The sequence below is a fragment of the Streptomyces sp. NPDC028305 genome (assembly GCF_055569495.1).
The window spans coordinates 921,955-945,070 of sequence record NZ_JBVHTN010000004.1; the positions used below are offsets into that span (position 1 = coordinate 921,955).

Consider the following 23,116-nt stretch of genomic DNA (forward strand, 5'->3'; position numbering starts at 1 on the left):
AGAAGTTGCGCCCGCTACCGGGCGAGGCTGTCCCCGAAGCGGGCCTCCTTCTCGGGCGCGCCCAGCGCGCGCGGGCCGAACGAGGCGACGTTGCCGGTGGTCAGGCCCGACCTGGAGCCGCGCAGGACCCATACGGCGCCCGAGTCCGCGTAGCGGCCGTCCTCGTAAGGAGTGGCCACGACCAGATCGGCGCGGTTGTCGGCGTTGACGTCGGCGAGGAGCACGGTCCGGCCGAAGTAGTCGCCCTCCTCGGAGATGCCGGGCACGCCCGGGGTCGACTGGTGGAAGGCCTGCGCGCCCTTGCCGGTGAGGCCCGCCGCGCTGCCCTTGAGCAGGACGACGGCGCCCGTGTCGCGGACCGAGCCGATGTCCTCGCCGGGCACGCCCACGGCGATGTCGGGGTAGCCGTCGCCGGTGACGTCGCCGGCGGCCAGGGAGTAGCCGAACATGTCGCCGGAGTTGACGTCGTGGTCGCCCGCCTCGCTCTTGCCGGGGACGCCCGGCGTCTCCTGGGTGATCTTCGCGGTACGGGTGGAGGGGCCGGACGCCGAGCCGTAGACGACGCGGATCGTGCCGGCGTCGGCGTCGCGGTCCTCCGAGACCTGGTCGACCTGCGAGGCGACGAGGTCTCCGTAGCCGTCCTTGTTCACATCGGCGATGACCCCGCCGGTGGTGAGGTGGCCGGTGGTTTTGAAGGTGCGGCTGAGGCCGTCTTTTCCGCCCGCCCAGAAGCGGGACTTGCCCGGCACATCGTCGAAACTGTGCGTCGTGACGATGTCGTCCGCGCCGTCGCCCGTCATGTCGCCCACGGCGATGGCCTTGGGGTGGTCCCCGTCCTCGAAGGGGAGCGTCTGAGCGGAGGCGGGAACCGCGGCGCGGGAGAAGGGGCCGTAGCGCACCTGGAGGCCCTGGTCGTTCTTGGTCACGAGGTCGGCGTGGCCGTCGCCGTTGATGTCGCCCGCCGCGAGGGTGGCGGCGGGTCCGGGGAGCGCGGTGCCTGTGCGCAGACCGTTCGCGGAGCCCCAGAGCACCGCCGGGGCGTTGTAGTCGCCCACGACAAGGTCCGTGTAACCGTCGCCGTCGAGGTCACGCGCGGCCGTGGTGCGGCCGAAGGCGCCGTACTGCTCGACGTCCCCCGGCACGCCCGTGGTCGCCCGCGTGATCCGCTTCGGGTGCGCGGTGTCGACACCGGCCGCGGAGCCGTACAGGACCGATATGTAGCCAGCCTCCGGAATGCCGGAGACGGTGCCGCCGGGCGCGGAGACGGCGAGGTCCGCGTAGCCGTCACCGTTGAAGTCGACGACGGGCGGCCTCGGGCTCTTGGCAGTGGCAGTGGCGGTGGTGGGGGTGGCGGCGGTGGCGGTGGCGGCGGCCGGCGTGGCGAGGCCGCCGGACACCGCCAACGAGGCGGTCAGCAGGGCGGCCACGGCGGCGGGGCGAGGGTGGGTGGCGCGGGACATCCAGGTCTTCTCCGGTACGTCGGTTCGCCCATCGGCCACGGCGCTTCGGCACTGGCAGTTGGGCCTGTATACGGCAGTCGTTCACCTTGACCGCCAAGCCCGGTAAAAAGTTGTGGCCTTAGTTCCACGGCCGCCCGGTGGCCGGGTTCACCCCCGCCTCGCGGCGGCGCTCCCGCTCACGCCAGTTGGCGAAGGCCCTCTCTTCCGGCAGCGCCACGCTGATCGTCTCCTCCTGGAACTCGGCATCGCCGAGGAGCCGCCGAAGAAACTCGGCCATCCCGAACGAGTGCACCTGGAACGACGGGCTGGTGTGCCGTCCGCACACCAGCACCGGCCACCGGTCCGGGTCCTCGTCCGTGGTCAGCCAGCAGTAGATGTCCGCTCCTGTGGTGACACCCCACGCCACGATGGACTCGGGGTCCACGTCGAAGTCGGCCTCGTCCCCGCACATCTCCCAGGCGAGGCGGGCATTCTCGGTCTCGTCCCCCAGACCCGACGCATCCGTGTACGTGCCGGCTCGCGGCACCGGCAGCAGAATCACGATCTCTTCGCTGACCAGCCCGGCCCGGTACACCTCCATGAAGCGGACGTAGTCCGAGGGGAAGCGTCTTCCCCAGATCCCCTCGACCTCGCTCCAGTCGATCCCCTCGTCCACGCCGTCCGCCATCGGTATGAGCGGCGCCAGCGCCGCCACCGAGTCGTTTCCGCCCACTGGCCTGCTCCCTCTTCTCTCCGAGGAGCTCAAACCTATGTGAACCGTGCTCAGCACCGGCAGGGGCTCTGAGCAGCAGCTGAGCAGCGAAGTCCGGCCTGATCTCCGAGGGCCGGACTTCGCTGTGTGCCGTCCGGCTCTCACGCGTACGGCGGGTCTTCGCGCCGTACGTCTCATGTCGCACGACCCGCCAGTGAATTTGTGGTGAGTTTGGGACGGCGACACGCCGTCGCTTCGGCGTGTCGCCGTCCCAAACTCACCACAAGCGCAAGTCCATGCCGATCGCCGAGGTCGCCGTGCCCCAGGGCGTGCGATACGGGGATCCGGTGATCCGGGACAGCGGGCTGGCGGGCCGCTTCCGGTCCGTACACGGCTCCCTCTACCAGCCTTCGGAACAACCCGGTTCGGCGCTGGGGCGGGAGACGGGGGTGCTGGAGTTCATCTCCGTGCTGGCGCGGCACTCGTACGGAGCCGAGGGCGGGAAGGGCACGGGGCGGCGCGTGCCCGAGATCGTGCGTGAGTATCTGCGGGCGAATCTGGCCCGCAACGTGACGCTGGACGAGCTCAGTGCGGTGGCGGAGCTGAGCAAGTACCGGCTCGCACGGGCGTGTACGGCGTGGTTCGGCCTGCCGCCGCACAAGCTGCATCTGCGGCTGCGGCTCGACCGGGCCAGGGAACTGCTCCGGCGTGGCACGGGGATTGCCGAGGTCGCGTACGAGACGGGATTCCACGATCAATCCCATCTGACCCGTGTGTTCGCCGGGGCCTACGGGGTGACACCCGCCAGGTACCAGTCGACGTATCGGGGTACGGAGTGGGCCGCTCTGGCCGTGCGCTGAGCCGGGAGGGGCAAGAACGTGCAATACGGCGGGTGACCAGCACAGTTGGTTTCCTTCGCGAGGCCGACTTGGCACGAGCGTGACCATGGGTGATGGTGATGCGTTACCGACTGCTTGGACGCACCGGGCTGCGGGTGTCCGAAGCGTTCCTGGGCACGATGACCTTCGGCGAGGAGTGGGGGTGGGGCGCCTCCGTCGAGGAGTGCCGCAAGATGTTCACCGCCTACGCGGAGGCGGGCGGGAATGTGATCGACACCGCGAACCGGTACACCGAGGGCAGCAGTGAGCGGATCGTCGGGGGAGCTGCTGGGTTCCGACCGCGACCGCTTCGTGGTGTCCACGAAGTACACGCTGACCATGGACGGTACCGACCCCAACGCCAGCGGCAACCACCGCAAGAATCTGGTCCGTTCGGTGGAGGCAGGCCTGGAGCGGCTGGGCACGGAGTACATCGATCTGCTGTGGGTGCACATCTGGGACCCCAATACGCCGATCGAGGAGACGATGCGGGCTCTCGACGATCTCGTGCGGGCGGGCAAGGTGCTGTATGTCGGGATCTCCGACGCGCCCGCGTGGCTGGTCGCCCGCGCCGACACCATCGCCGAGTTCCGAGGGTGGGCGCCCTTCGCCGGGCTACAGCTGCCCTACAGCCTGGTCAAGCGCGACATCGAGCGGGAGCTGCTGCCCATGGCCTCGGCTCTGGAACTGTCGGTGGCCGCGTGGTCGCCGCTGGCCGGTGGTGTTCTGTCGGGCAGGTTCACCCGCTCCGGGGCCGATGGTCCCTCCCGGGTCGACCGCTCCGCCGTCTCCGAAGGCGACCTGACCATCGCGCGCACGGTGGACGCCGTGGCCGACGAGCTCGGCGTGTCCTCCTCGCAGGTTGCCATCGCGTGGACGCGGGCCCGCCGGCCCTGGATCCACCCGATCCTCGGCGCCCGCACCGTGGGGCAGTTGACGGACAACCTCGCCGCGATCGACCTGGAACTGCCCGACGAGGCGGTCGGCCGCTTGGACAAGGCCAGCGCGATCGACCTGGGCTTCCCCATGGAATTCATCCTGGACACCACGACCGACTTCGTCTACGGATCCAGCGGAAAGCAGGTTGACGGCCGCCACGCCGGATGAGCGGAAGACGGGCCGGGTTGAGTCTCCCGTAGGGGGAGGCGCGATGCTGAGGGCATGGACGGCGGCACGCGTTATTCGATCGGTCAGCTGGCCCGGCGGACCGGGCTCACGGTGAAGACCATTCGGTTCTACTCCGATCGCGGGATCGTTGTGCCGGCGGGCCGCAGCCCGGCCGGATACCGGCTGTACGACGCCGACGCCGTCGCCCGTCTTGAGCTGGTGCGGACGCTGCGCGAGCTGGGGCTGGATCTGGCGACGGTCCGGAAGGTCGTGGAGCGGGAGCTGTCGCTGGCTGAGGTCGCGGCGGCGCATGCGGAGGCGCTGGCGGTGCAGATCCGGACGTTGCGGCTGCGGCGGGCGGTGTTGACGGCGGTGGCGGAGCGCGGGGCGAGTACGGAGGAGATGGCACTCATGCACACATTGGCCAGGCTCTCGGAGGACGAGCGTCGAAGTCTGATCGGGGAATTTCTGGATGCCGTCTTCGGTGGTCTTGCGGGGAATCCGGAGTTCGCGGCGGTCAGGCGCTCGATGACGCCCGAGCTGCCCGAGAGCCCGGAGGCCGAGCAGGTCCGGGCGTGGGTGGAGTTGGCCGAGCTGTCGCGGGATGCGGAGTTCCGGGCCGGGATGCGGCGGGTGGTCGAGGAGCAGGCGGCCGAGCGGAATGGCGGGGGGCCCCGCAAGGACATCGCCGCGGTGGTGCGCGAGCGGGTCGGGCCGGCGCTGGCGGCCGGGGTCGAACCGGACTCGCGGCAGGCCGAGCCGGTCGTGGCGGGGTTCGTGGGGCACTACGCGCAGTTGGCCGGCGAACCGGATGGTGTCGCGCTGCGGCGTCGGCTGCTGGCCCGGCTGGAGAGCGTCGACGACCCGCGCCGGGAGCGGTACGTCCGGCTGCTCGCGCGGGTCAACGGCTGGCCCGCGCCCGAGAGCCTGGCGCCGGTGCTCGGCTGGGCCGGGGCGGCTCTGCGGGCCCGGATGTCCGGCGCGGCGTGATGCCGGGGGAGCGCCGGTGGCCGGGCGGGCGGTGCGCCCGCCCGGCCACCGAGCGCGGGGCTCAGTGCGTCATCGCACGTTGATGCCGCCCCAGGCGTTGTCGACCGCCTTGTACTCGACGCTGGTCCCGCCGTACAGGGCCTTCGCCGCCTTGAGCGTCGCGGTGCGCGCCTTGGCGTAGTTGGTGGTCGAGGTCATGTACGTGGTCAGCGCCTTGTACCAGATCTTCTCGGCCTTGGCGCGGCCGATGCCCTTGACGGTGCGGCCGTCCTTGGTGGGGCTGTTGTAGGTCACGCCGTTGATGACCTTGCGGCCGCTGCCCTCGGAGAGCAGGTAGAAGAAGTGGTTGGCGGGCCCGGACGTGAAGTGCGGGTCGTCCTGGCCGATGGTGCTGGACCAGTAGTCGTAGGACAGGCCGTCCTTGCTGGGCTTGTCCATGTAGCGCAGCGGGGTGCCGTCCCCGTTGATGTCGATCTTCTCACCCATGAGGTAGTCGCCGACGTCCTTGGAGTTCTTGGCGTAGAACTCGACGGCCGTGCCGAAGATGTCGGACGTGGCCTCGTTGAGGCCGCCCGACTCCCCGCTGTACTCGAGATTCGCGGTGGCGGAGGTGAGGCCGTGGCTCATCTCGTGGCCGGCGACGTCGAGCGAGGTGAGCGGCTTCTTGTTGCCCTCGCCGTCGCCGTACGTCATGCAGAAGCACTCGTCGTCCCAGAAGGCGTTGACGTACTCGTTGCTGAAGTGGACGCGCGAGTAGGCGGCCTTGCCGTCGTTCTTGATGCCGTTGCGGCCCAGGACCTTCTTGTAGTAGTCCCAGGTCTTGGCCGCGCCATAGTGGGCATCGACGGCGGCGGTCTGCGCGATGGTCGGCTTGCCGTTGCCCCAGACGTCGTCGGCGTCCAGGAACTTCGACCCCTTGCCCTCTTCGGCGTGCTTGAGGTTGTAGGTCATGTGGCCGCCGCGCGCGGTGTCCTTGAGCAGGTACTGGGTGCCGCTCTTGGTGGAGCCGACGGTGACCTTGCCGTTGTGCTGGCCGGTGCCCGTGCCGTTGCGGACGGCCTGGAACTGGTACAGCTTCTTGCCGGTGTCGGCGTCGGTGATGACATGCAGCTTGCTGGGCGTGCCGTCGTCCTGGAAGCCGCCGACCACGGTCTCGTACGCGAGGACGGGCTTGCCGGAGGCGGCCCAGATCACCTTGCGGGGCGTGGCCGTGGTGTCGGCCTCGTCGCCCGCCGCGGACTTCGCGGCGCTCACAGCGGTCCGCTCGGCGGCGGACGGGGCGATCGCGGCCCGGGTGTCGGACACCTTGATCGTGGCGTCGGTGGCCTTGGTGACGCCGTCGCTCGAACCGTCGGCCGCCTCGTGGACGACGAGGTCGCCGCCGAGGACGGGGAGGCCGTCGTAGGTGCGCTCGTAGCGGGTGTGGACGGCGCCGTCGGCGTCCTTGACGACGTCCTTGACGACCAGCTTCTCCTTGGCGCCGAGCCCGAGGGAGCGGGCGGTGCCGGACGTGGCGGCGTCGGCCTCGCGCAGCAGCTCCGCGCGGACGGAGGGGGAGAGGGCGAGGGACTGGGCGCCCGTCGCGGTGGGCGGGGGCGGCGGGGTGGCCGCGCCCGCGGTGCCGGCGGTGGCGCCGCCCGCGATCAGGGCTCCGGCGAGTGTCGCCGCCCCCGCGGCGACGACGGTGCGGGAGCGCCGCCGCGCCGCGGCGCGGGATATGCGCGAAGTGCTGGGTCTGCCGGAGGCCGAGCCTTGCGTCACGTTGTCTCCTGTTGCTGTGGGGTGCCGGATGGCGAAGTGGCCACCGGCAGAACAAAGTGCGGAAACATGACGGTGCCCGGGAACGGGACCCGGGCACCGGCTATGTGGTGCACATTGTTTGACGCGGTTTTACGGTTTGACGTTCACTCCGGCCCACGCCGAATCCACGCCCTTGTACTCGGCGCTGTCCGCCCCGTACAGGTCGCTCGCGGCCTTCAGCGTCGCCTCGCGCGCGGCGTGGTAGTCGGTGGTGGAGGTGAAGTAGGTGGTCAGGGCCTTGAACCAGATCTTCTCGGCCTTGTCGCGGCCGATGCCCTCGACCTTGGAGCCGTCGGCGGTCGGGCTGTCGTACTGGACGCCGCCCACCTCCTTGGCGCCGCTGCCCTCGGACAGCAGATAGAAGAAGTGGTTGGCGACACCGGAGGAGTAGTGCACGTCCAAGTCGCCGACGGAGTCGGACCAGTTGTCGGCGGACGCGCCGTCCTTGCTGGGCTTGTCCATGTAGCGGAGCGGGGTGCCGTCGCCGTTGATGTCTATCTTCTCGCCGACCAGGTAGTCCCCGGGGTCGCTGTCGTTCTTCGCGTTGAACTCCACCGCGGCGGCGAAGATGTCGGAGGTGGCCTCGTTGAGACCGCCCGACTCGCCGCTGTACTGGAGGTTGGCGGTGGCGGAGGTGACGCCGTGGGTCATCTCGTGGGCCGCGACGTCGATCGAGGTGAGCGGGGCCTTGTCGCCCTGGCCGTCGCCGTACGTCATGCAGAAGCAGCTGTCGTCCCAGAAGGCGTTGACGTAGTCGTGGCCGAAGTGCACCCGGGAGTACGCGCCCTTGCCGTCGCCCGCGATGCCGTCGCGGCCGTGCACGTTCTTGTAGTAGTCCCAGGTGAGGGCGGCGCCGTAGTGCGCGTCGACGGCCGCGGTCTGCGGGTCGTCGGGCGCTCCGCTGCCCCAGGTGTCGTCGTCGTCCGTGAACGCCGCGCCTTCGCCGGATTCGGCGCCCTTGAGGTCGGTGGTCCGGTGGCCGCCGCGGTCGGCGTCGGTGAGGGTGTAGCCGCTGCCCTCCTTGGTGGTGCCGAGGTCGACCTTGCCGCTGTACTGGCTGTCGCCGCTGCCGGTCTTGATGCCCTGGTACTCGTACAGCTTGGCGCCGGTGTTCGCGTCGGTGATGACGTGCAGCTGGTTGGGGGTGCCGTCCTTCTGTACGCCGCCGACGACGGTTTCGTACGCGAGGACGGGCTTGCCGGTGGCGGCCCAGATCACCTTGCGCGGGGCGCCGTCGGCGGCGGCCCGCCGGGAGTCGTCCGCCTGGGCGCGCTTGACGGCGGCTCGCTCAGCGGTCGCCGGTGTCACCTTGGCCGTGGTGGAGGGCACGGCGAGGGTGGCCTTGACGGCCTTGGTGACGCCCTTGACGGTGCCGCTCGCGGACTTGTGGACGATCAGGTCGCCGCCGAGGACGGGAAGGCCGTCGTAGGTGCGGTCGTAGCGGGTGTGGACGGTGCCGTCGGCGTCCCGTACGACGTCCTTGACGACCAGCTTCTCCTTGGCACCGAGACCCAGCGCCTTGGCGTCGCTGGTTGTGGTGGTGGTGCTTGTGGTGGCGGCCCCGGCCTGGCCCGTGGTGACGGCGGTGGCCAGCAGCGCGGCCGCCGCGACGGCGGCGCCTGCGGTGGCCGCTGTGCGGCGCTTGCCGCGGGCGGTGGAACGGGCAGGGGAAATGGGCAGGTTCGTGCTCTTGCGCACGCTCACTCGGACTCCTCATTGCTGTGGGGGGTCAGCCCCGGGCGGCGGGGAAGAGCCGCCCGGACCTGAACAAGAGGTGTGGATGCGATCGCGTGGGCAGACTGTCACACAGGGCGCGTACATGTCACGCGCTTCCTTGCAGGTGGGCGGCAAAATGTTCGTCTGGTGTTGATCAAACGTCGCCGCGCGGCGGAGCGGCATATCGACAGGGCCCGGAGTGGAGTTGTACGCCCCGTGACGACAAAAGAGGCGCCGCCAGGGGGAGTCGGAGTCACCCCTGGCGGCGCCTGTCCGCTGACCGGAGGGCTCAGCGCCGCATCCGGATGTGCGCAGCGTTCAGAACGTCAGCCCGTTCAGAACGTCAGCTTCCAGCTGTTGATGTAGCCCGTGTCCAGCGCGGCGACGTCCTGCACCCGCAGCTTCCAGGTGCCGACGGCCACCTCGGACGAGGCATCGACCGTGTAGGTGGTCCGCACGTCGTCCGCCGAGTCCGTGGAGCTGGAGTTCTTCAGCCGGTACGCCGTACCGTCCGGCGCCAGCAGGTCGATCACCAGGTCACCCCGCCAGGTGTGCACGATGTCCACGCCCACCTGGAGGTTGGACGGCGCGTTGCCGGCCCGGCTCACCGTGATCGAGGAGGTGACCGCGTCACCGGCGTCCGGGATGGGGACGTCCGTGGTGTTCTCGAAGACGTTGCCGCCGGTGGTGTTCACGGTCCAGGTGAAGGAGGCCGTGGCCGACTCGCCGGCCGCGTCGGTCACGGTGACCGTCACGGTGCCGGATCCCAGCGTGGTCGGGGTGCCGGAGATCACGCCGGTCGAGGAGTCGATCGACAGCCCGGCGGGCAGCCCGGTGGCGGCGTAGGTGAGCGCGCCCGGGTTGGAGCTGGTGGCCGCGATCTGGAGGCTGACGGCCTGGTCGACGATGCTGGTCTGGTCGCCGGGCGCGGTGATGGACACGCCGTCGACGATCCGGGACCCGACGTTGACCGCGGCCCAGGTGTTGGCCACCGTGTTGTACTCGGGGCTGGCCTGGCCGAACAGCTCGCCCGCCGCCCATAGCGTGGCGTCCCGCGCCCCCGCGTAGTTGGTGCTGGACGTCATGCGCTGGGTCAGCGCCTTGAACCAGATCTTCTCGGCGTTGGCCAGCCCGATGCCGGGGACCGGCAGGTTGTCGTAGGTCGGGCTGTCGTAGCTGACGCCGTTGACCACCTTCGCACCGCTGCCCTCGGCCAGCAGGTAGAAGAAGTGGTTGGCGACGCCGGAGGAGTAGTGCACATCGACGTTGCCGACACCGGAGTACCAGTTGTCCTTGGACGCGCCGTCCTTGCTGGGCTTGTCCATGTAGCGCAGTGGGGTGCCGTCGCCGTTGATGTCGATCTTCTCGCCGACCAGGTAGTCGCCCGGGTCGTTCGCGTTGTTGGCGTTGAACTCGACCGCGGCGGCGAAGATGTCCGAGGTGGCCTCGTTGAGGCCGCCGGACTCACCGCTGTAGGTGAGGTTGGCGGTCGCGGCGGTGACGCCGTGGGTCATCTCGTGGGCCGCCACGTCGATGGAGGTGAGCGGCTTGGCGTTGCCGGAGCCGTCGCCGTACGTCATGCAGAAGCAGGAGTCCTGCCAGAACGCGTTGACGTAGTTGCTGCTGTAGTGGACCCGGGAGTACGCCCCGACGCCATCGCCCCGGATGCCGGTGCGGCCGTGGACGTTCTTGTAGTAGTCCCAGGTCAGCGCGGCGCCGTAGGCCGCGTCCACACCGGCGGTCGCGGCGTCGCTCGTCGTCCCGTTGCCCCAGACGTCGTCGGCGTCGGTGAAGAGCGTGCCCGTCCCGGAGGTGCCCCGGTTGAGGTTGTACGTCTTGTGGCCGCCGCGGCCGCCGTCGGTCAGGTTGTACGAGCCCGAGCTGCCCGAGGTGCCGAGGGTGACCTGCCCGCTGTACTGGCTGTTGCCGGTGCCCTCCTTGACGCCCTGGAACTCGAAGAGCTTGGCGCCGGTGTTCGCGTCGGTGATGACGTGCAGCTCGTTCGGCGTGCCGTCCTCCTGGAGGCCGCCGACGACCGTCTCGTACGCGAGCGTGGGCGTGCCCTTCGCCGCCCAGATGACCTTGCGGGGCGCCCGCTCGGCCTCCGTCTTGCGCGCACCCTGCGCGTCGGCCGACTTCACCGCCGCTTTTTCGACGGTGGCGGGGGCGACGGCGGCGGTGGTCGAGTCCACCTTCACCCGCGCCTTGGTCGCCTTGGCGACCGACCGCACGGCGCCGCTCTTCGCCTCCTCGACGACCAGGTCGCCGCCGAGGACGGGGAGGCCGTCGTAGGTGCGCTCGTAGCGGGTGTGGACGGTGCCGTCGGCGTCCTTCGTGACGTCCCTGACGACCAGCTTCTCCTTGGCGCCGAGGCCAAGTGACGTGGCGGTGGCGGACTTCGAGGCGTCGGCCTCACGGATCAGTTCGGCGCGCCGCGCGGGGGAGAGGGCCACCGGCAGGGCGTCGGGGTCCGGCTTGGCGAAGACGGTGCCGGACGCCGGGGCGGAGCCGTCCGGGCGGGCGGCGGCGGTGCCGGTCTGGAGCCCGACGGCGAGCATGGCCGCCGCGGCGACGAGCGCGCCGCTCGCGACGGCGCGCCGGCGGGATGCCTGGGGTCTGTGGGGTCTGTGGGGGCGTTGGGAGGTCGATCTCACACTGACTCCTTCTGCGCTGGCCGCGCGGTGGCGCGACCGGGTACGACCGGACGGCCGGGTGAGGCCGCCCGGGCATGACGGGGGAGTGCGCGTGGGGGGAAGGTGCGAAGGTGTGCATGCGGGTGCCGACGGTGTCGAAGCTCAGCCGTGAGCTGTGGGGGAGCTGTGCGCCGAACGAGGGAAGAGTGTCATCGGTGGACTAGTCCTGTCAGGAGCGCGACAAGAACTTGGCCGGAAAGCGTTCGTTGACAATCGGCGCGCGTTCGCATTCCGGATGGGGCGGGGCCCGTCCGTAGCATCGCCGCATGCCGACGCCTGTGAACCCCATCGATGAGCCGCCGCACTCGCTCGCGGACACCCGCGAGATGCTCGACGCCTCTCTCGACTACTACCGGAGCGTTGTGCTCCATAAGCTCGACGGGCTCGGCGAGAGCGAGCTGCGCACCTCCCGACTGCCCTCCGGCTGGACCCCGTTGGAGCTGCTCCACCACCTCACCCACGTCGAACGGCGCTGGCTGCGCTGGGGGTTCCTCGGCGAGCCGGTGGAGTCGCCCTGGGGCGACCGGGGCCCCGACGACCGCTGGCACGTCCCCGAGGACATGTCACCGGCACAGGTCCGGGCGCGGTTCGAGGAGCAGTGCGCCTGGTCGCGGCGGGCCGTGGCGGACGTTCCCCTCGGCCGCCGGGCGCCCACCGGCGGCCGGTTCGCCACCGAGGCCGATGCCCCGACGCTCGGCTGGATCCTCTTCCACCTGCTCCAGGAGTACGCCCGGCACGCCGGCCAGCTCGACGTCGTACGCGAGCTGGCCGACGGCACGGTCGGGGAGTGAGCCGCGTGGGTCAGCAGGCGGGGCTGTCGAACCGCGGGCGCTCGTCCAGCAGGGCGCTCAGGTCCGCGCCGGGGCCGAGCTCCGCAGGGGCCGCGCCACGCTGGAACAGGACGGCTCCGGCCGCGATCCCGCCGAGCGTCAGCCGGTCGTCCGCGTCCCTGCTCAGCCAGGTGCCCTCGCGCAGCCCCACCACCGGCACGTCGTTCTCCTCCAGGAACTGCTCCAGCCGCTCGGCGCGCGTCTCGCCCATGTGGCCGAGGTCCGGCCGCGGGTCCAGGTAGTGCGGGTTGATCTGGAAGGGCAGCAGGCCCAGGGCCTCGAAGCTGGGCGGCTGCACGATCGGCATGTCGTTGGTGGTGCGCAGGGTCGGGCAGGCCATGTTGGTGCCCGCGCTCGACCCGATGTACGGCGCGCCCGCCGCCACCCGCTCGCGGATGGCCCGCACCAGACCGTGCTCGTGCAGGGCCTTCAGCAGCCGGAAGCTGTTGCCGCCGCCCACGAACACCGCCTCCGCGCCGCCGATCAGCTCGGCGGGGTCGGCGGCGGTGTGCGCGCCGGTCACCTCGATGCCCAGGGGCTCCAGCGCCTTGGCCACCTGCGCGGTGTAGCCGTCCCGGTCGGCCAGGGCGTACGGCACGAACACCAGCCGGCGTACGCCGTCGAGCAGCGCGCCGATCTCCTCCCGCGCGTGCTCCAGGTAACCGTGCCCGGGGGCGGTGGAGTTGGACAGCAGCAGCAACCGCATGGTGGATGGCCCTTTCTGGGACGGACAGAACAAATGTGGCGCGGCGGCTCGGCGCCACACATGTGGCGCAGCCGCTCAGCGCCCGTCGCGGCGCGGCGGGACCTGCCGCGGGCGGGTCGGCGTCAGCAGCTTGCCCAGGTCCGCGGCGTACTGCTGAAGCGGGCCGGTCAGCTCCTCCTGGCGGCCCCGCAGGTCATCGAGGGCCGCGGTCAGGGACAGCGTGCCCACCGGGCGCCTTCCGACGAGCACCGGGACCGCGAGCGCCGCGGTCTGCGGATCGTACTCGCCCTCGGAGTACGCGTAGCCGAGGCGCCGCACCTCGGCGAAGCGCTCCTCCAGCCGCACCGGATCGGTCAGCGTGTTCTCGCTGAACCGCGCCATCGGGCGGCCGTACAGCAGGACGGCCCGATCGCCGGGCGGCAGCATACCGAAGTAGGCCCGCGAGGTGGCCCCGGCGTGTGCCGGGTACAGCTCGCCCGCCAGGGCGTAGTAGCGCAGCGGGCCGGTCGCCCCGTCCGCGGCCGTGACACAGCGCATGTGGACCCCGTCCGGCACCGCGAAGAGCGCGCCGACCCCGGCCGACTCGGCGAGCGCCTCCAGCGTGGGCCGGACCAGGCTGGCCATGCCGCCGCCGCGCTCCCACACACGTGACAGATGCCACACCGCCGGGCCCAGCCGGTAGCGGCGGGTGCGCTGGTCGGAGACCAGGAAGCCGCGGTACGCCAGCGCGGCCAGCAGCCGCTGCGCGACCGACTTGTCCAGGCGGAACTCCGCGGCCACTTCGGTGACGCCCCACTCGGGGCGCTCCCGGTCGAAGGACAGCAGGACATTGAGGACGCGGTCCGCGGTCTGCAAAGGCGGCGGACCGGTTACGGGTGACTGCTCGGCCATGAAGGAAGAGTAAACAATCCCGCATATCGAGAAAACATTGCGCTCGGCGGAACGGTCGGCTGACTCTGGGGCGACCGGAACCCGGGCCTCCTCATCGCCGCTCGCCCGGACCGGCTGTCCGACCGCGTCACCCGCGACCTCGCTCGTCCTGAGAGGCCCCCGTGCTCAAACACGTCCTTGAGATCATCGAACTCCTCGACCGCCCGCAGACCAGCGGGGAGCTGCTCGCCGACCACCTGCGGGCCGTCCAGACCGCGGCCGGGGCCGACCCGGCGACCGCGCCGCGGATCGAGGTACGCACGGTCGAGGGCGACAAGGGCAGCACGGACTTCGTCTCCGTCACCGTCCCCGGCCGCCGCGGCCGGGCCGCGGGCGGCGACGCGCCGACCCTCGGCATCCTCGGCCGGCTCGGCGGAGTCGGCGCCCGGCCGGAGCGGATCGGCCTGGTCTCCGACGCCGACGGGGCGGTTGCGGCGCTGTCCGCCGCCGCCAAGCTGCTGGACATGCACGCCCGCGGCGACGTCCTGGACGGCGATGTGACCCTCTCCACCCATGTGTGCGGATGGGCCCCCACCCAGCCGCACGACCCGGTGCCCTTCATGGACTCCCCGGTGGACACCCTGGTGTGCAACCGCGAGGAGATCTCCCCCGAGATGGACGCGGTCGTCTCCATCGACACCACCAAGGGAAACCGGCTGCTCAACCACCGCGGCCTCGCCCTGTCGCCGACGGTCCGCGAGGGCTGGATCCTCCGGGTGAGCGAGGACCTGGTGTCGATCCTGGAGACCGTCACCGGGGAGCCCGCCCGCGTGCTGCCCATCACCACGCAGGACATCACCCCGTACGGCAACGGGGTGCACCACCTCAACTCCATCCTCCAGCCCGCCGTCGCCACCAAGGCCCCCGTCGTCGGCCTCGCCATCACCGCCGCCACCGCCGTGGCCGGCTGCGCCACCGGCGCCAGCCACGAGACCGACATCGCGGCCGCCGCCCGGTTCGCGATCGAGACCGCCAAGGAGTTCGGCCGCGGAGTCGCGCGCTTCCTCGACGACGAGGAGTTCGCGCGCCTGGTCGAGCTGTACGGCCCCATGACCCACCTTCAGGCGCCCGTCCCCGCGCAGTGAGCCCACGCGCCCAGGAGTCCCCATGAACGACTCGAACACCCAGACCGCCGCGGAGGCCACCTCCGCGCCGGTCGAAGCTCACCCCAGAGCCTTCGAACCGATCACCCTCGTCATCACCATCCTGATGTCAGTCCTCGGCGCCCTGATCGGCATCGTGCTGATCACCTCGCTCGGCGTGTCCCCCAACACGGCCGTGATCGGCGCCCTGGTGGCGATGCTGATCGGGCGCATCCCGGTCGGCATGCTGGCCCGGATGCGCTCCCAGCACCGGCAGAACCTGGTGCAGTCGGCGATCTCCGGCTCCACCTTCGCCGCCGCCAACTCCCTCCTCACCCCCATCGCCGTGCCCTTCGCCCTGGGCCGTACCGACCTGGTGTGGCCCATGCTCGGCGGCGCCGTCATCGGGCTGGCCGTCGACAGCTGGGTGCTGTACCGGGTGTTCGACTCCAAGCTGCTGCCCGCCACCGGCTCCTGGCCCGCGGGCATCGCCGCGGCCGAGACCATCAAGGCCGGGGACACCGGCGGGCGCAAGGCCGCGGTGCTCGGCGTGGGCGCGCTCGTCGGCCTGGTCGGCGCGCTGTTCAAGTTCCCCACCAGCGCCGCGGGCGTCGGCTTCCTCGGCAACATCTGGGCGCTCGCGATGTTCGGCATCGGGCTGGCCGCCGGCCAGTACGCCCCGGACTTCGGCTTCGACCTGGGCGCCGAGCGGGTGCCGCACGGCCTGATGGTCGGCGCCGGGCTGGTCGCCCTGATCCAGGCGCTGCTGCTGATGCGGACCCGCAAGGGGCGTGGCGACGGCCCGGCGTCCGCCCATGACACCGTCTCCGCTTCCGATGACGACGAGCGTACGGTCAAGGCCCCGCAGCTGCGCCGCGGTCTGCTCGAGGGCATGGGGCTGTTCGTGTGCGGCGCGATCGTGGTCGCCATCGCGGGCGGAGTGGCCGGCCGGCTGTCCGTCCCCGCCCTGGTCGGCTGGGTGGCGCTCGCCGGAATCGCCGCCATCGTGCACCAGCTCATCGTGGGCCTGGCGGCCATGCACTCCGGGTGGTTCCCGGCCTTCGCGGTCACCCTGATCTTCCTGATCATCGGCCTGGTCCTGCACATCCCGACCGTGCCGCTCGCCCTGATGGTGGGCTACACGGCCTCCACCGGCCCCGCCTTCGCCGACCTCGGCTACGACTTCAAGGCCGGCTGGCTGCTGCGCCGGGACGCCGTGCCGTGGCAGCCCTTCGAGATCGAGGGGCGGCGCCAGCAGTACCTCGCCCAGCTCGTCGGCTTCGGTGTCGCGCTCGTCGTGGTGGCCGTCGCGTGGAAGTCGTTCTTCTCGGACGGGCGGGTGCCGCCGGTGTCCGAGGTGTACGTGGCCACCATCAAGGGCGGCCTGGAGCCCGGCACCATGACCACCATGCTGCTGTGGGCGATCCCCGGAGCGCTCATCCAGTTCCTCGGCGGCCCGTCCCGGCAGATGGGCGTCCTGCTGGCCACCGGTCTGCTGGTGGCCACGCCCGACGCCGGGTGGATGGTGCTCGGCGCCCTGGCCATCCGCCAGGCGTACACGATGTGGCGGCGGCGCGGGCTGACCGATGCGAAGGCCCGCAAGGAGTGCGACGAGCAGTCGGAGAACGATCTGTCGCTCGTGGGCGCGGGCCTGGTGGCCGGAAGCTCGCTGAACGACGTGGGCCAGCTCACGAAGGCCCTGTGACCCGCCACGTGGCCTGTCACCACACGCCCCGCACACGGAAGGAGCCTCACCCGTGACCGCCCCGGTCCTGAACCCGGAGCCGGAGCCGGAGCTCGCGGCGGACCGCGTCCGCCCGAGCGCCCCGGCCCTCGGCCTCGTCACCATCGGCCAGGCCCCGCGCGCCGATCTGCGGCCCGACGCCGAACCACTGCTGCCGGGGGTGCGCCTCGTGGAACACGGCGCACTCGACGGCGAGCGGTTCGACGGCCCCGCCGAGCAGGAGACCCGCCGGCTGCTCGCCCCCGAGCCCGGCGAGGCCCCGCTGGTCACCCGGCTGCGCGACGGCGGCTCGGTGATGCTCGGCCACACCGCGCTGGTCCCGCGCATCGAGCGGGCCGTCGCCCGCGCGGAGCGGGACGGCGCCGCCGCGACCCTGCTGCTGTGCACCGGCCACTTCCCCGCCGTACGGGCGGACCGGCCGCTGCTGTTCGCCGAACCGCTGGTGCTGCGCGGCGTCGCGGCAGCCGTCGGCTCCGACCCGGTGGGCATCGTCTGCCCCCACCCGGACCAGGCCGAGGACGCGACCCGCCGCTGGTCCGACGTACTCTCCGGCGAGGTCCGGGCCGCCCCCGCCAATCCCTACGCGCCGCCCGAGCAGGCCCTGGACGAGGTGGCGGCCGCCGCGCGCGCCCTCGCCGAGGCCGGCAGCTCCTGGATCGTCCTGGACTGCATCGGCTACACCGAGCGGATGCGGGAGGCCGCGGTCCGCGCCGCAGGCCGCCCCGTCCTCCTGGCCAGGGCCATCGCGGTCCGCATGGCGGGGGAGGTGGTGGCCGCCTTCGGCCGCCCCTCCGAGACGCCCGCGGCCCGCCCCGGGAGCGGCTCATGAACGCGCACATCGGCGTGATCCGCGTCCTCACCAGCGATGACGCCTCGACCGTGGCGGCCCACGGCAGGGTGATCGAGGAGCGGTACGGCATTCCGGCCGTCTCCCGCTGCATCCCCGGGCAGCCGCACGGCATCCACGACGACGAGTCCGAGCGCCGCGCCGAACCGAAGATCGTGGCCCTGGCCCGCGAACTGGCCGCCGACGGGGCCGGGACCCTGGTCATCAGCTGCGCCGCCGACCCGGCGCTGGAACGCACCCGCGAGGCGGTCGACGTGCCGGTGATCGGCGCCGGCTCGGCGGCCGCCGCCGTGGCGCTCGGCCTCGGCAGCCGCGTCGGGGTGCTGGGCATCAGGGACGAGGCGCCGCCCGCCGTGCGCGCGGTCCTCGGCGAGCGCTTCGCCGGGGAGGCACGGCCGCGGGGCGTGCACCGTACGACGGACCTTCAGGCCCCCGAGGGCCCCGCGGCGGTGCTGGAGGCCGCGGCCGGGCTGGTCGAGTCGGGCGCGGACACCCTGCTGCTGGCCTGCACCGGCCTGAACACGATCGGGATCCGCCCGCTGCTGGAGGACCGGCTGGGGGTGCCGGTCGTGGACCCGGTGCTCGCCGCCGGGCTGATGGCCTCGTACACGCGGAGCTGAGCGGAGCGGGTGCCGGTATGGAGCGGGGCCCTGTGGCTCAGCAGAAGGCCCGGCTCAGTAGGTCAGCCACCACCCGTGTTCCGGCACCTCCTCCGGGTGTTCCCACTCGTGCAGCACCTGGGTCAGCTCGTAGGTCTCCAGCTCGTCGGCCGGGGCGGCGAGCCGGGCCCGGATGGCCGGCATCAGGACCTCGGCGTGCGCGCTCATCCGGCGCAGGGCGATGTAGACCTCCTTGCGCCGTTCGGGCAGGGCTTTCAGGAGCGCGGGGAGGGCGCGCGCGTCGTCCATCCGGCCCAGGGTGACCGAGGCCTTCCAGCCGATCACTGGGTCGGACTGGGCGCGGGCGAGGTCGTCGCGTACGGCCTCGGGCGGCGGGTAGTGCCGGGCGAGGCCGAACAACGCGGCCGAACGCAGCGCCGGTTCGGGGTGGCTCAGCAGCCGCCCGAGCGCCGCCGCCAGCGGCTGGGACCGGGGGCGGTCGTACAGCATGCCCCCGGCGATCTCGACGGCCAGCTGGGTGGGCGCCTCGGAGATCAGCCGGAGGATGTGCGCCACCCGGGTCCGCCTCCGCTCCGGGGAGGGCGCGTACCTCCGGCCGAACCATCCGGCCCGCTCCTCGAAGGCGTAGGACACGAGCCATTCCACACTGCCCCACTCCGCCCAGGCCAGCGGCTCCAGCACCGCGCCGCCGCCCTTGACCACCCCCGACACCAGGGCGTCGGCGACGGCCTCGTCGTACGCTCCACGGCGCTCCAGGGCCAGCGCGGCGGTCAGCCGCAGCCCCGGCCGGTCGGCGGCGGTGAGCCACTCGCGGAGCACGCGGGCCGCCGGGTCGTCGGCCGTCGCGGAGGTCCCGGCCGCGCGGCTGATCACCAACAGCAGCGCGGCCCGGACGGTTTCGTCCTCGACCTGGTCGAAGCAGGCCAGGAGCCGGGGGAGGAGGGCGGCGAGAGCGGCCTCGTCCAGGCGCGCGTACGCCAGCACATGCGCGGCGATCCGCCCGATGCGTGGGTCAGCGTGTGCCACGCGCCGCAGCACCGCGTCCACCCCGTGTTCCAGGGCCAGCGCCAGTGCGTCGAGCCACTCGCACGGGCGCTCGACCGGGGCGCCTGCCAGGTCGCCTGCCAGGTCGGCGAGCAGGAGATCCAGCGCCTCGCCGGAGGCCTCGCCCGGCGTGTCCAGGTCGAATTCGAAGTCGTCCGCGAACGCGAGTGACTCCACCTCCACCGCGCTGCCGGCGGTCTGCACAGCGTCTCCCCCGTCGTCCCCATCGGTGGCGGTCAAACCAAGCTCTCCCGCCATGCTTGGTGCAGCGCCGCGAACCGGCCCTCGCCCGCGATCAGCCGCTGCGGCGAGCCGTCCTCGACGACCCGGCCGTCCGCCATCACCAGCACCCGGTCGGCGATCTCCACCGTCGACAGGCGGTGGGCGATGACGACGGCGGTGCGGCCGTGCAGCACCGTGTGCATGGCGCGCTGCACCGCGCGCTCGCCCGGGATGTCGAGCGAGGACGTCGCCTCGTCCAGGATCAGCACGGACGGGTCGGCGAGCAGCGCCCGGGCGAAGGCCACGAGCTGGCGCTGGCCCGCCGAGATCCGGCCGCCGCGCTTGCGCACATCGGTGTCGTAGCCGTCGGGCAGGGCGGCGATGAAGTCGTGTGCGCCGATGGCCTTGGCCGCGTGCTCGATCTCGGCGCGGGTGGCGTCGGGGCGGCCGATGGCGATGTTGTCGGCGACCGTGCCGGAGAACAGGAACGCCTCCTGGGTGACCATCACCACGCCGCGGCGCAGCTCCGGTGTGGCCAGCTCGCGCAGGTCCACGCCGTCGAGCAGGACCCGGCCGCCGGTGGGGTCGTAGAAGCGGGCGAGCAGCTTGGCGAGGGTGGACTTGCCCGCTCCGGTCGCGCCCACCACGGCCACCGTCTGCCCGGCGGGCAGCGTGAGGTCGAAGCGGGGCAGCACCTCGCCGCCCGTACGGTAGGCGAAGCGCACGCCGTCGAAGACCACCTCGCGGCCGGGCAGTTCGGCGGAGCGCGGCGGCAGCGGCCTGGGGTCGGTGGGCTCGGCCACCGAGGGCCGCTGGGCGAGCAGGCCCGCGATCTTCTCCAGCGACGCGGCCGCCGACTGGTACGAGTTCAGGAACATCCCCAGCCGGTCGATGGGGTCGTAGAGCCTGCGCAGATACAGCGCGGCCGCGGCCAGCACGCCCAGCGCCAGGCCCCCGGAGGCCACCCGGTACGCGCCCCACAGGACGATCGCGGCCACCGCCGTGTTGGCCACCAGCCGGGAGCCGACCACATAGCGGGCCATCTCCAGGATCGCGTCCCCGTTCACCCGCTCGTGGCGGTGGTTGAGCGCGTGGAAGTCCGCGTCGTTGACCCGCTCGCGGCGGAACGCCTGCACCGGCCGGATGCCGTTCATGGTCTCGGTGAACTTGACGATGACGGCGGCGATGGCCGTGGACCGCTTGCGGTAGACGAGCATGGAGCGGCGCTGGAAGAGGCGGACAAGCAGATACAGCGGCCAGAAGGAGAGCACGGCCGCCGCGCCCAGGCCCCAGTCCAGATACAGCAGCATCACCGAGATGTAGAAGCCGGAGAGAACGACGCCGAGCAGTTCGTCCAGCCCTTCGTTGAGCAGCTCGCGCAGCGACTCGACGTCCGTGGTGGCGCGGGAGATCAGCCGTCCCGAGGTGTAGCGCTCGTGGAAGTCCACGCTGAGCGCCTGCGCATGGCGGAAGATCCTGCCCCGCAGATCGAGCAGCACGTCCTGGCTGATCCGGGCCGAGGTGCGGATGAAGGTGTACTGGAGCGCCCCGGAGGCCAGCGCGCAGCCGAGGTAGGCGACGCCGACGGCGATGAGCGGGCCGTGGCCGCCGTCGCGGAAGGCGGGCACGGCGGTGTCGATGGCGTACGCGACGAGCAGCGGGCCGGCCTGCACCGCGGCCTGCTGGAGGAGCAGCAGGACGGCCGCGAACCAGACCCGGCCGCGGCGCGGGGCGAGCAGCGAGCGCAGCAGCGTGAGGGAGGCGCCCTTCGGGGTGGGCAGCACGTCCTGGTCGAAGGGGTCGCCGTCCGGGGTCGCCCCGGGCTTGTCCACGGCCCGGTCTGCCTTCGTGCCGGTTCCGGTGCCGGTTCCGGTGCCGGGAGCGGTCTGGGTCATCGGGCCTCCTCCCGTTCGTCACCGGACATCAGCGACCGGTACTCCGCGCTGTCGCGCAGCAGTTGGTGGTGGGTGCCGACGGCGGTGATACGGCCTTCGGAGAGCAGTGCGACGCGGTCGGCGAGCAGCACCGTCGACGGGCGGTGGGCGACCACCAGCGCCGTCGTCGTGGCCAGGACCTGGCGGAGCGCGGCCTCCACCAGGGCCTCGGTGTGCACGTCCAGCGCGGACAGCGGATCGTCGAGGATGAGGAAGCGGGGCTGCCCGACGACGGCGCGCGCGAGGGCGAGGCGCTGGCGCTGACCGCCCGACAGGCTCAGTCCCTGCTCGCCGACCTGGGTGTCGGTGCCCTTCGGCAGGGCGTGTACGAAGTCGGCCTGGGCCACGTCGAGCGCCCGCAGGAGATCCGCCTCGGTGACCTCGGCCGCGCCCATCATGACGTTTTCACCGGCCGTCGCCGAGAAGAGCGTGGGCTCCTCGAACGCGACGGCGACCAGCTCGCGCAGCTCGTCCCGGGGGAGGGCGGTGATGTCCCGCCCGTCGAGGGTGATCCGGCCGTGCGTCAGCTCGTGGAGGCGCGGCACCAGGGCGGTGAGCGTGGTCTTGCCGGAGCCCGTCGCCCCGACCAGGGCCATCGTCTCGCCGGAGCGGATGTGCAGATCCACCCCGGCCAGCACGGGCGGGGCGTCCGGCGGCGCGTCCGCGTAGCGGAACTCCACGCCCGCGAAGCGCAGCCCGTCCCGGGGCGCGCTGCCGTTGCTCGGCACGCTGCCGCTGCTCGGCGCGCTGCCGTTCCGCGTCGCGGAGGCCTGCTGTGCTGCGGCCTCTTGTGTTGCGGGCTGCGGCTCGGCCGTCGGCTCGTCCATCACCTCGAAGAACCGGTCCGTCGCGGTCGCCGCGTCCTGGCTCATCGCCAGCAGAAAGCCCAGCGACTCCACCGGCCAGCGCAGCGTCAGCGCCGTGGAGAGGAAGGCGACGAGCGTGCCCGCCGACAGTTCGTCGTTGGCGACCTGCACCGTGCCGAGCACCAGGGCCGTGCCGATGGCCAGCTCGGGCAGGGTCATGATCAGCGCCCAGATCGTGGCCAGCAGGCCCGCCTTGCGCAGCTCCGTCGAGCGGACCCGCTCCGTCAGCGCCCGGAAGGCGCGGGCCTGGCTGCGGTGGCGTCCGAAGCCCTTGACGATCCGGACGCCGAGCACCCCCTCCTCGACCACCGTGGTCAGATCGCCCGTCTGGTCCTGGACGGCGCGGGCGACGACCGCGTACCGCGTCTCGAAGACGGAGCAGAGGACCACCAGCGGCACGGCCGGAAGCAGCAGGACCAGGCCCAGCGTCCACTGCTGCGCGAACAGGATGGCGAACCCGGCGAGGACCGTGACCCCGTTGACCACCAGGAAGGTGAGCGGGAAGGCGAGGAACATCCGCAGCAGCATCAGGTCGGTCGTCGCGCGCGAGAGCAGCTGCCCGGACGACCAGCGGTCGTGGAAGGAGACCGGCAGCCGCTGAAGATGCCGGTACAGGTCGGTGCGCATCGAGGCCTCCACGGCGGCCAGCGGGCGGCCCACCAGCCAGCGCCGCAGCCCGAACAGCCCCGCCTCCGCGATCCCGAGGACCAGCAGCAGGGCGCCGCCCAGCCACACCCCGCCCGGGTCCCGGTCGGCCACCGGCCCGTCCACCATCCACTTCAGCACGAGCGGGATGACCAGGCCCAGACAGGAGGCCACGACCGCGACCCCGGCCGCCGTGAAGAAGCGCGCTCTGACCGGGCGCAGATACGGCCACAGGCGCGAGAGGGAGCGCACGGCCGAGCGCCCGCGCCCCGCGTTCCTCGCCGACGGACTTCCCGCTTCCCCCTCTGCCT

At 72.0% G+C, this 23,116-nt stretch carries 17 protein-coding genes and 1 pseudogene; 8 read left to right on the plus strand and 10 right to left on the minus strand.

What is annotated here, in order from left to right; genetic code table 11:
• Positions 1-14: 14 nt before the first annotated feature.
• Together ACZ4WQ_RS20325 and ACZ4WQ_RS20330 are read right to left on the minus strand one after the other, a co-directional pair.
• Positions 15-1,499, minus strand: coding sequence for an FG-GAP-like repeat-containing protein (locus ACZ4WQ_RS20325; protein WP_468022323.1), 1,485 nt, complete (start codon positions 1,497-1,499; stop codon positions 15-17).
• A gap of 79 nt (positions 1,500-1,578) precedes the next feature.
• Positions 1,579-2,172, minus strand: a complete 594-nt coding sequence (locus ACZ4WQ_RS20330) for an SMI1/KNR4 family protein (protein ID WP_468022324.1) — start codon at positions 2,170-2,172, stop codon at positions 1,579-1,581.
• A gap of 275 nt (positions 2,173-2,447) precedes the next feature.
• Here ACZ4WQ_RS20330 and ACZ4WQ_RS20335 point away from each other — a divergent pair, with 275 nt between their 5' ends.
• The 3 genes and pseudogenes from ACZ4WQ_RS20335 (at position 2,448) to ACZ4WQ_RS20345 (ending at position 5,126) form a co-directional block, all read left to right on the plus strand.
• Positions 2,448-3,011 (plus strand): helix-turn-helix domain-containing protein, encoded by a 564-nt coding sequence (locus ACZ4WQ_RS20335; protein ID WP_468022325.1) that lies wholly within the window; start codon positions 2,448-2,450, stop codon positions 3,009-3,011.
• 98 nt (positions 3,012-3,109) lie between these two features.
• Positions 3,110-4,136 (plus strand): annotated as a pseudogene (locus ACZ4WQ_RS20340) (aldo/keto reductase).
• Between the two features lie 54 nt (positions 4,137-4,190).
• Positions 4,191-5,126, plus strand: coding sequence for a MerR family transcriptional regulator (locus ACZ4WQ_RS20345; RefSeq protein ID WP_468022326.1), 936 nt, complete (start codon positions 4,191-4,193; stop codon positions 5,124-5,126).
• A 69-nt stretch (positions 5,127-5,195) separates the two neighbouring features.
• On the opposite strand, the gene ACZ4WQ_RS20350 is transcribed toward ACZ4WQ_RS20345, so the two are convergent.
• The 3 genes from ACZ4WQ_RS20350 to ACZ4WQ_RS20360 form a co-directional block, all read right to left on the minus strand.
• The gene (locus tag ACZ4WQ_RS20350; RefSeq protein WP_394816888.1) at positions 5,196-6,845 is read right to left on the minus strand and encodes a M4 family metallopeptidase; all 1,650 of its coding nucleotides are present in this window, start codon (positions 6,843-6,845) and stop codon (positions 5,196-5,198) included.
• A gap of 171 nt (positions 6,846-7,016) precedes the next feature.
• Entirely contained in the window at positions 7,017-8,624 is a 1,608-nt protein-coding gene (locus ACZ4WQ_RS20355; RefSeq protein ID WP_398371659.1) for a M4 family metallopeptidase, read from the minus strand.
• Between the two features lie 353 nt (positions 8,625-8,977).
• Positions 8,978-11,200: a M4 family metallopeptidase gene (locus tag ACZ4WQ_RS20360; protein WP_398371847.1), complete on the minus strand. Its 2,223-nt coding sequence runs from the start codon at positions 11,198-11,200 to the stop codon at positions 8,978-8,980.
• 401 nt (positions 11,201-11,601) lie between these two features.
• On the opposite strand from ACZ4WQ_RS20360, the gene ACZ4WQ_RS20365 reads away from it, so the two are divergent.
• A complete protein-coding gene (locus ACZ4WQ_RS20365) occupies positions 11,602-12,126 on the plus strand; it encodes a DinB family protein (RefSeq protein WP_398371661.1) in 525 nt (174 codons plus the stop codon).
• Positions 12,127-12,136: 10 nt separating this feature from the next.
• Here ACZ4WQ_RS20365 and pepE read toward each other — a convergent pair whose 3' ends face one another.
• Both pepE and ACZ4WQ_RS20375 read right to left on the minus strand, forming a co-directional pair.
• Positions 12,137-12,871: a dipeptidase PepE gene (gene pepE / locus ACZ4WQ_RS20370; RefSeq protein WP_385344220.1), complete on the minus strand. Its 735-nt coding sequence runs from the start codon at positions 12,869-12,871 to the stop codon at positions 12,137-12,139.
• Between the two features lie 75 nt (positions 12,872-12,946).
• Complete coding sequence (locus tag ACZ4WQ_RS20375) at positions 12,947-13,762, minus strand: IclR family transcriptional regulator (protein ID WP_398371663.1); 816 nt, start codon at positions 13,760-13,762, stop codon at positions 12,947-12,949.
• 161 nt (positions 13,763-13,923) lie between these two features.
• Here ACZ4WQ_RS20375 and ACZ4WQ_RS20380 point away from each other — a divergent pair, with 161 nt between their 5' ends.
• From ACZ4WQ_RS20380 to ACZ4WQ_RS20395, 4 genes are read left to right on the plus strand one after another with little or no spacing between them, the layout of a single operon-like run.
• On the plus strand, positions 13,924-14,886 hold the full coding sequence (locus ACZ4WQ_RS20380; protein WP_311730378.1) for a DUF1177 domain-containing protein: 963 nt from the start codon (positions 13,924-13,926) through the stop codon (positions 14,884-14,886).
• A 22-nt stretch (positions 14,887-14,908) separates the two neighbouring features.
• Positions 14,909-16,588, plus strand: coding sequence for an OPT family oligopeptide transporter (locus ACZ4WQ_RS20385; protein ID WP_361189597.1), 1,680 nt, complete (start codon positions 14,909-14,911; stop codon positions 16,586-16,588).
• A gap of 52 nt (positions 16,589-16,640) precedes the next feature.
• Positions 16,641-17,456 carry an AroM family protein gene (locus ACZ4WQ_RS20390; protein ID WP_385344226.1) on the plus strand — a complete coding sequence of 272 codons (816 nt, stop codon included), beginning with the start codon at positions 16,641-16,643 and terminating at the stop codon, positions 17,454-17,456.
• Positions 17,453-18,094 carry an aspartate/glutamate racemase family protein gene (locus ACZ4WQ_RS20395; protein WP_398371666.1) on the plus strand — a complete coding sequence of 214 codons (642 nt, stop codon included), beginning with the start codon at positions 17,453-17,455 and terminating at the stop codon, positions 18,092-18,094. Before ACZ4WQ_RS20390 ends, ACZ4WQ_RS20395 begins: the two co-directional genes overlap by 4 nt.
• Positions 18,095-18,148: 54 nt before the next feature.
• Here ACZ4WQ_RS20395 and ACZ4WQ_RS20400 read toward each other — a convergent pair whose 3' ends face one another.
• Genes ACZ4WQ_RS20400 through ACZ4WQ_RS20410 form a run of 3 tightly spaced genes read right to left on the minus strand, consistent with a single transcriptional unit; the run spans position 18,149 to position 23,057 of the window.
• On the minus strand, positions 18,149-19,378 hold the full coding sequence (locus ACZ4WQ_RS20400) for a HEAT repeat domain-containing protein (RefSeq protein ID WP_398371668.1): 1,230 nt from the start codon (positions 19,376-19,378) through the stop codon (positions 18,149-18,151).
• Positions 19,375-21,255, minus strand: a complete 1,881-nt coding sequence (locus ACZ4WQ_RS20405) for an ABC transporter ATP-binding protein (RefSeq protein ID WP_358847342.1) — start codon at positions 21,253-21,255, stop codon at positions 19,375-19,377. The genes ACZ4WQ_RS20400 and ACZ4WQ_RS20405 overlap by 4 nt, the downstream gene beginning before the upstream one ends.
• Positions 21,252-23,057: an ABC transporter ATP-binding protein gene (locus ACZ4WQ_RS20410; RefSeq protein WP_398371671.1), complete on the minus strand. Its 1,806-nt coding sequence runs from the start codon at positions 23,055-23,057 to the stop codon at positions 21,252-21,254. The genes ACZ4WQ_RS20405 and ACZ4WQ_RS20410 overlap by 4 nt, the downstream gene beginning before the upstream one ends.
• Positions 23,058-23,116 lie beyond the last annotated feature (59 nt).

What these genes read in the sequence shown, in the direction of transcription:
- pepE (WP_385344220.1), bottom strand. Translation starts at nt 12,871, where the DNA reads ATGCGGTTGCTGCTGCTGTCCAACTCCACCGCCCCCGGGCACGGTTAC.
- ACZ4WQ_RS20385 (WP_361189597.1), top strand. Translation starts at nt 14,909, where the DNA reads ATGAACGACTCGAACACCCAGACCGCCGCGGAGGCCACCTCCGCGCCG.
- ACZ4WQ_RS20395 (WP_398371666.1), top strand. Translation starts at nt 17,453, where the DNA reads ATGAACGCGCACATCGGCGTGATCCGCGTCCTCACCAGCGATGACGCC.
- ACZ4WQ_RS20405 (WP_358847342.1), bottom strand. Translation starts at nt 21,255, where the DNA reads ATGACCCAGACCGCTCCCGGCACCGGAACCGGCACCGGAACCGGCACG.
- ACZ4WQ_RS20335 (WP_468022325.1), top strand. Translation starts at nt 2,448, where the DNA reads ATGCCGATCGCCGAGGTCGCCGTGCCCCAGGGCGTGCGATACGGGGAT.
- ACZ4WQ_RS20360 (WP_398371847.1), bottom strand. Translation starts at nt 11,200, where the DNA reads ATGCTCGCCGTCGGGCTCCAGACCGGCACCGCCGCCGCCCGCCCGGAC.
- ACZ4WQ_RS20345 (WP_468022326.1), top strand. Translation starts at nt 4,191, where the DNA reads ATGGACGGCGGCACGCGTTATTCGATCGGTCAGCTGGCCCGGCGGACC.
- ACZ4WQ_RS20375 (WP_398371663.1), bottom strand. Translation starts at nt 13,762, where the DNA reads ATGGCCGAGCAGTCACCCGTAACCGGTCCGCCGCCTTTGCAGACCGCG.
- ACZ4WQ_RS20365 (WP_398371661.1), top strand. Translation starts at nt 11,602, where the DNA reads ATGCCGACGCCTGTGAACCCCATCGATGAGCCGCCGCACTCGCTCGCG.